This window comes from Rhizobacter sp. P2_H2 (assembly GCF_056403375.1).
Genome location: NZ_JBFUFP010001387.1, coordinates 1 through 1,176 on the forward strand (window position 1 = coordinate 1; position 1,176 = coordinate 1,176).

Genomic DNA, 1,176 nt, shown 5'->3' on the forward strand with positions numbered 1-1,176 from the left:
ACGCGCTCGCCGTCGGCGGTCCAGGTCAGCGTGACGATCTCGACGTCCTCGGGCGTGTCGCTGCGCTMGGGCAGCACCAGCGCGTCGTGGCGGCGCGCGTCGTAGGCGGCGCGGTGGTAGCGCGCCACCGACTGGGCCACGTTCTTCAGGTCGGCGTCGAACACCTCGTTCATCTCGTCCAGCGTGACCAGGTAGGTGACGATGGCGACCAGCAGGCCGCCGAGCGCGAGCGCGCCCATCAGCCAGGCCAGCAGGTAGCGTTCGATCGAGTGCATCAGCCCTCCGTCACCCGGTAGCCGACGCCGCGGATGTTCTTGATCACCGCGGCRCCGAGCTTCTTGCGCAGGTTGTGCAGGTGCACCTCGATCGCGTTGCTGATSACCTCYTCSCCCCARCCGTAGACGGCCTCTTCCAGGCGCTCGCGCGACAGCACCGCGCCGGGCCGGCGCATCAGCGCCTCGAGCACCGAGAACTCGAGCGGCGAGAGTTCGACCTCGACGCCCGCCTGCATCACCTGGCGGCGCAGCGGATCCAGCATCAGCGAGCCGACCTCCAGGAAGGGTGTGCCGCTGCCCATGTGGCGGCGCACCAGCGCACGCATGCGTGCCACCAGTTCGTCGAGGTCGAAGGGCTTCAGCAGGTAGTCGTCGGCGCCGGCTTCCAGCCCGTCGATGCGGTCGCGCACCGTGTCGCGCGCCGAGGCGATCAGGATCGGCACCGAGTTGTGCGCGTTGCGCAGCGTGTGCAACACCGCCATGCCGTCCTTCTTCGGCAGGCCCAGGTCGAGGATCGCGGCGTCGTAGACGCGGTTGCCCAGCGCCAGTTCGCCGGCGCGCCCGTCGGTGACCCAGTCGACCGCGAAGCCCGCGTCGACCAGGCCGCGGTGCACCGCCTTGCCCACCATCGCATCGTCTTCGATCAACAGGACTCTCATGCACGCATCCTGCGCCAGCGGGCTCGCAGGTGCCGCAGCCCCCACGCGGCCAGCGCGCCGGCCAGCGCCACCGGCAGCGCCGCCAGGATGTCGTACGGAAAATTCACGCCGACGTAGACGCGCCCCAGGCCGAGCAGCAAGCCAGTGGCCAGCAGCGGAAAGCACAGCACCGACAGCCGCTGCGTCCACAAGGCGGCCAGCCCCAGCGCCCACACCACCGTGACCTGGTCGCTGGGCAGGCC

1 protein-coding gene and 2 pseudogenes are annotated in these 1,176 nt (G+C 70.3%); all 3 read right to left on the reverse strand.

The window, feature by feature from the left end:
- Positions 1-275: pseudogene (locus tag AC1D15_RS33305) on the reverse strand (hypothetical protein); the annotation flags it as partial.
- Entirely contained in the window at positions 275-934 is a 660-nt protein-coding gene (locus AC1D15_RS33310) for a response regulator (RefSeq protein ID WP_477829434.1), read from the reverse strand. The pseudogene AC1D15_RS33305 and the gene AC1D15_RS33310, both read right to left, overlap by 1 nt.
- A pseudogene (locus AC1D15_RS33315) lies at positions 931-1,176 on the reverse strand (hypothetical protein); the annotation flags it as partial. The gene AC1D15_RS33310 and the pseudogene AC1D15_RS33315, both read right to left, overlap by 4 nt.